Below are 6,000 nucleotides of genomic sequence, written 5' to 3' on the forward strand. Positions count from 1 at the left end.
TCGCGGTCCTCGCCGTCGCGGGCATCGTCGTCGGCGTGTGGGCCCACGTGCAGAACTCGAGCCGCACCGCCGAGGCCGCCGTCCGTGACTACGTCCAGCTCATCGCGGACGGGAAGCTCGACGAGGCCACCAAGGACGTCGACCCCGGTGTCTCCAACTCTGAGCGCGTCCTGCTCACCGACGCCGCCGCCTCCGGTCGCACCTCGACCCTTACCATCGAGTCCGTCGAGGGGGGCACCGGGTCGGGATCCTCGAGCTCGACCTCCAGCGACACCGCGCGTGACGGCGACATCGTGCCCGTCACCGTCACCTACCAGGTCGACGGCGAGCGCTTCACCCGGACGCTCTCCGTCAAGCGCGCCGGCAACGACATGCTCCTGCTGCACAACTGGGACGTCCAGGACGCCCTCGTGGAGAAGGCGCAGCTCTCCGCCACCGGCGTGTCCAGCGTGACCGTCGGCTCCGCGGAGATCCCCCTCACCTCGACGTCGGGCAACGACTCGTCCTCCGACTCCTCGGACCAGCCCACCGAGCTCGGAGGCACCGCCGACGTCTACGTCTACCCAGGCACCTACACCGTCAAGGGGCCTGCCAAGACCTCGAAGTACGTCACGGTGAAGGACGCGACCCTCGCCGCCGCCGACCCCGAGTCGGATCCCACCGCGAGCCTGACCGCCGGGGCCTCCGACGACCTCGAGGCCGCCGTGCTCAAGGCCGTCGAGGACAAGGTGACGTCCTGCGGCTCGACCTCGGGCAACATGGACGAGGCCTGCCCCTACGACGTCCGGGACTCCGACCTGGCCTCGATCGACGTCAAGTCCCTGCCCACGGAGATCACTGACCTCTCGACGACGTCCTTCACGTCGGGCACGGCGACGATCACCATCAAGCCGAACCCATCGCTCTTCGACGACGACCCGAGCAGCGAGGACGTCGACTTCACGATGTCCGGCACGATCGAGCTCAAGGCCGACGGCTCCGAGCCGACCATCACCGTCACCGGCTCCTCGGGCTCCTACTGAGCCTGCGGCACTGCCTTACTGCGGAGCCAGGGGCGAGCCGACGGGCACGACGGCGGTCCGGAGCGCGCGACCAGCGCGTCCCGGACCGCCGTCGGCGCGTGTCTCGAGGCGCGACACGTCGCGGGGGAGCCGGCCCGGGCCGTGGACGGCGTCGCGGCCCGCACCCGGCGTGCGACACAATGGCCCCATGACGAGTGCCACGACGCCCGAGTCCGACCAGACCGCCCAGCCCGCCGCCGCTGCCCCCGCCGGCATCAGCCTGTGGGGCGGCCGCTTCTCCGGCGGCCCCGCCGACGCCCTCGCGGCGCTCAGCGTCTCCACCCACTTCGACTGGAGGCTCGCGCGCTATGACATCGCCGGCTCGCGCGCCCACGCCCGGGCGCTGGCCGCCGCCGGCCTTCTCGACGACGCGCAGCTCACCGGCATGATCGACGCCCTCGACCGCCTCGAGGACGACGTCGTCGCCGGCGTCTTCGCACCCGCCCCCGGGGACGAGGACGTCCACACCGCCCTCGAGCGGGGTCTCATGGAGCGCGCCGGCGCCGACCTCGGCGGTCGCCTGCGCGCCGGGCGCTCCCGCAACGACCAGATCGCCACGCTCATCCGCATGTACCTGCGCGACCAGGCGAGGCACGTCGCCGGGCTCGTCCTCGACGTCGCCGACGCGCTCGTCAACCAGGCGGCGCGCGCCGGCGAGTCGATCATGCCGGGCCGCACCCACATGCAGCACGCCCAGCCGGTCCTCGTCGCCCACCAGCTCCTCGCGCACGCCTGGCCGCTCATGCGCGACGTCGAGCGCCTCGAGGACTGGGACGCCCGCGCCGCCGTCAGCCCCTACGGCTCCGGCGCGCTCGCCGGCAACACACTCGGCATGGACCCCGACGCCGTCGCCGCCGACCTCGGCTTCGACTCGAGCGCCGAGAACTCCATCGACGGCACCTCCGCCCGCGACGTCGTCGCCGAGCTCTCCTTCATCCTCGCCATGACGGCCGTCGACGTCTCCCGGCTCAGCGAGGAGATCATCATCTGGAACACCAAGGAGTTCGGCTTCGTCACCCTCGACGACTCCTTCTCCACCGGCTCCTCGATCATGCCGCAGAAGAAGAACCCCGACGTCGCAGAGCTCGCCCGCGGCAAGGCAGGCCGCCTCGTCGGCGACCTCACCGGTCTCCTCACCACCCTCAAGGGCCTCCCGCTCGCCTACGACCGTGACCTCCAGGAGGACAAGGAGCCGGTCTTCGACGCGATCGACACCCTCGCCATCCTCCTGCCGGCCGTCTCCGGCATGGTCGACACGATGGCCCTCCACTACGACCGCATGGCCGAGCTCGCCCCGCAGGGTTTTTCCCTGGCCACCGACGTCGCCGAGTGGCTCGTCAAGCAGGGCGTCCCGTTCCGCGAGGCCCACGAGATCTCCGGCGCCTGCGTGCGCGAGTGCGAGGGACGCGGCATTGAGCTGTGGGACCTGTCCGACGCGGACTTCGCCCGCATCGACGCCCGCCTCACCCCCGGAGTGCGCGAGGTCCTCTCCGCCGAGGGCTCCGTCGCCGCCCGCAAGGGCCACGGCGGCACCGCGCCCGTGCGCGTCCTCGAGCAGCTCGCCCGCGCCATCGAGCACTCCGCCGAGCTGCGCGTCTTCTCCTGGGAGGGCTCCATCCTCGACGGCCCGACCGGTCCCGTCGACCTCGATGATGCTGACGAGGCCGCCGACGGCGAGGACGCCTGACCCGGTGACGGGGGAACAGCTCCCTGCCGGCCCGGCGCGGTCGTCCACCACGCCCGACGACGTCGCGGCGCTGCTCGCCGGCGACCCGGTCGCGGTCGCGCCGCGGCTCCTCGGCGCGCGCCTCACGGCCACCGGCCCGGCAGGGACCGTGACGGTGAGGATCACCGAGGTGGAGGCCTATCGCGGCGAGGAGGATCCCGGCTCGCACGCCTTCCGCGGACGCACCGCCCGCAACGCGGCGATGTTCGAGCCCGCCGGTGCCGTCTACGTCTACTCGATCTACGGCATGCACCGATGCATGAATCTCGTGTGCGGTCCCGCGGGGCTGTCGCGGGCGGTGCTCCTGCGTGCCGGCGAGGTCCTCGATGGGCGCGAGACGGCGCGGAGCCGGCGACCCGCGGCCAAGCGCGACCGGGACCTGGCACGCGGTCCGGCCCGGCTGTGCGCGGCGCTCGGCCTCACCCTCGACGATGACGGCGCCCGCCTGGGCGGGCCCGGCTCGCGGTTCTCTCTCGAGCTCCCCGGAGCGGGGGAGGTGCCGGACGCCGCGACGATCCGGTCCGGCCCGCGTACCGGGCTGTCGGGCCCCGGTGGCGACGGCGGGACCTACCCGTGGCGCTTCTGGATCGACGGCGACCCGACCGTCTCCCCGTACAAGCCGGCGAGGCCCCGACGTCGCAGGAAGGCCGCGTCATGATGAGCAGTCGCCCCATGACCCTTCGAGAGCTCCAGGCCGCGCTCCGGGAAGCTGTCGGCGAGGTCGCCCCCTGGTCGGCCGAGTCCGAGACCGAGTACGTCTGCGGGGCCGTCCTCGTCCAGAACACCGCGTGGACCAACGTCGAGCGCTCACTCGCCGCCCTCCGCGAGGGCACGGCCTTCGACCCGGTGCGTCTGCTCGCCCTCACCGACGACGCGCTCACCGCGCTCATCCGCCCCTCGGGCTTCATGACGGCGAAGGCTCGGGCCATCCGCGGATGGTGCCGGTGGCGGCTCTCCTCGTCGGGAGCCCGCGCCGATGCACTGGACGACGACGCCCTCCGCGAGGCCCTCCTCGCCCTCCCCGGGATCGGACCGGAGACCGCCGACGTCATCGCCCTCATGGTCTTCGGGCGCCGGCGCTTCATCTTCGACGCCTACGGGCGCCGAGCCCTGCGCCAGGCCGGCTACGCGCCCGACCGCCAGTACGAGCGCACCCGCCGGTCCCTCCAGACTCGCCTCGACGCGGAGGGGCTCGACCACGCCGAGCTCGTCGAGCTTCATGGCCTCCTCCTGGAGTCCGGAAAGCGTGCACGGGCCGCAGGCGGCTGGGACGTCTACGGCCCAACCTTCGGCGTCGCTCCCGTCCGCGTCACCTCGTGACGCGCGGGGGCACGGGCCTCCGAGCCCGGGGCCGGACCACCGGTGCCCTCCGCCTCCGGACCGCCGAACGACCCCAGCGCGGGGCATGGCAGACTAGCGGCGCCGGGGCACTGCCCCGGACCCGAGGCTCAGCGGGAGACTGAGACGACCCGGCGCGCCGCGAGGCGCCGTCGGACGACCCCATGGAAGGCAACAGGACCGTGACCGACATCCTGGACGAGCTGCAGTGGCGGGGCCTCATCGCCCAGCACACCGACATCGACGCGCTGCGCGAGGCGCTGAACGATGGCGAGCTCACCTTCTATTGCGGTTTCGACCCCACTGCCCCGAGCCTTCACCACGGGCACCTCGTCGCCGTCAAGGTCATGCGCCACCTCCAGATGGCGGGCCACCACCCCCTCGCCCTCGTGGGCGGGGCCACCGGCCTCATCGGCGACCCGCGTGCCAAGGGCGAGCGCAGCCTCAACACGAAGGACGTCGTCGCCGGATGGGCGAAGAGCCTCCAGGCGCAGCTCGAGAACCTTCTCGACTTCGAGGGCGACAACCCGGCGCGCATCGTCAACAACCTCGACTGGACCGGCGAGATGAGCGCCGTCGACTTCCTGCGGGACCTCGGTAAGCACTTCCGCATGGGCACGATGCTCTCCAAGGACATCGTCGCCCGCCGCCTCGCCAGCGAGGAGGGCATCTCCTTCACGGAGTTCAGCTACCAGATCCTCCAGGCAAACGACTACCTCGAGCTCTACCGCCGCTACGGCTGCACCCTCGAGGTGGGCGGCAACGACCAGTGGGGCAACCTCGTGGGCGGCATGGACCTCATCCGCAAGGTCGAGGGCGAGTCCGTCCACGTCATGACGAACCCGCTCATCACGAAGGCCGACGGCACGAAGTTCGGCAAGTCCGAGGGCGGGGCCATCTGGCTCAACCCCGACATGCTGAGCCCCTACGCCTTCTACCAGTTCTGGCTCCAGGTCGACGACGTCGACGTCGTGCGCTTCCTCAAGGTCTTCACCTTCCTCGACCGCGACGAGATCGAGCGCCTCGAGGCGGCGACGGCGGAGAACCCCCGCGCTCGGGAGGCCCAGAAGGTGCTCGCCCACGAGGTGTGCATCTGGGTGCACGGCGCGGAGGCCACCGCCCAGGGGGAGGCCGCCACCGACGCGCTGTGGGGACGCGGCGACCTGTCGGGCCTCGATGAGGCGACGGTCATCGCCGCGACGGCGGACCTCCCGACGGCGGAGCTGACCGTGGGGGAGTCGACGATCGTTGACCTCCTCGTGGCCACGGGCCTCGAGAAGGGCCGCAACGCGGCGCGCAAGACCGTCGCCGCCGGCGGCGCTTACCTCAACAACGTCAAGGTGACCGATGAGGACGCACCCGTCACTGAGTCCGACCTCCTCGCGGGCGGCACCGTCCTCGTCCGGAAGGGCCGCCGCAACCTCGCGGCCGCCCGACGGGCCTGACGACGCCCCAGATGCCGACCTAGCGGCGGCATTCTTACGATCCCAGGCGGTGACCCTGCGCTTGTGCGCAGGGTCACCGCCATTTCATTTGACCGTCACGGGGGCGCTGCGTAATGTTCTCTGCGGCCCGAGACGGGGCGGAGAGATCCGAGAGCCGTTCGGGAGCCGAGAACTGAAGAGAGTCGCTCAGCGAGATCGGGATCACGGATCCTCGATTTGACCTCCTGAAAACGACTCACTACAGTTCATCGGGCGCTTCCGGAAAGAAGTGGTTCGCAGGAACTGCGAGGAACGGAACTCCGGTGGGTGTGTTGTTTGAGAACTCGATAGTGTGTCATGTTTTTTATGCCATAGTGAGCATTCTGGATGGCTGGGCCCTTGTGGTTTGGTTGTTTGGTTTGTTTGTTTTGTTTTTGGTTTGCCTGCCCTG

General features: G+C 71.0%; 3 protein-coding genes and 1 pseudogene. All 4 read left to right on the plus strand.

What is annotated here, in order from left to right; all coding sequences use genetic code 11:
* Positions 1 to 1,209: 1,209 nt before the first annotated feature.
* A pseudogene (gene argH / locus IXW69_RS09080) lies at positions 1,210 to 2,571 on the plus strand (argininosuccinate lyase); the annotation flags it as partial.
* A gap of 181 nt (positions 2,572 to 2,752) precedes the next feature.
* A complete protein-coding gene (locus tag IXW69_RS09085) occupies positions 2,753 to 3,445 on the plus strand; it encodes a DNA-3-methyladenine glycosylase (protein ID WP_323745261.1) in 693 nt (230 codons plus the stop codon).
* A gap of 14 nt (positions 3,446 to 3,459) precedes the next feature.
* Positions 3,460 to 4,107 (plus strand): base excision DNA repair protein, encoded by a 648-nt coding sequence (locus IXW69_RS09090; protein WP_228525177.1) that lies wholly within the window; start codon positions 3,460 to 3,462, stop codon positions 4,105 to 4,107.
* A 200-nt stretch (positions 4,108 to 4,307) separates the two neighbouring features.
* Positions 4,308 to 5,570: a tyrosine--tRNA ligase gene (gene tyrS, locus IXW69_RS09095; RefSeq protein WP_194786022.1), complete on the plus strand. Its 1,263-nt coding sequence runs from the start codon at positions 4,308 to 4,310 to the stop codon at positions 5,568 to 5,570.
* Positions 5,571 to 6,000: the final 430 nt, after the last annotated feature.

The sequence above is a fragment of the Actinomyces haliotis genome, assembly GCF_015355765.1.
GTDB classification, from domain to species: Bacteria; Actinomycetota; Actinomycetes; order Actinomycetales; family Actinomycetaceae; genus Actinomyces; species Actinomyces haliotis.

What these genes read in the sequence shown, in the direction of transcription:
- IXW69_RS09090 (WP_228525177.1), top strand. Translation starts at nt 3,460, where the DNA reads ATGACCCTTCGAGAGCTCCAGGCCGCGCTCCGGGAAGCTGTCGGCGAG.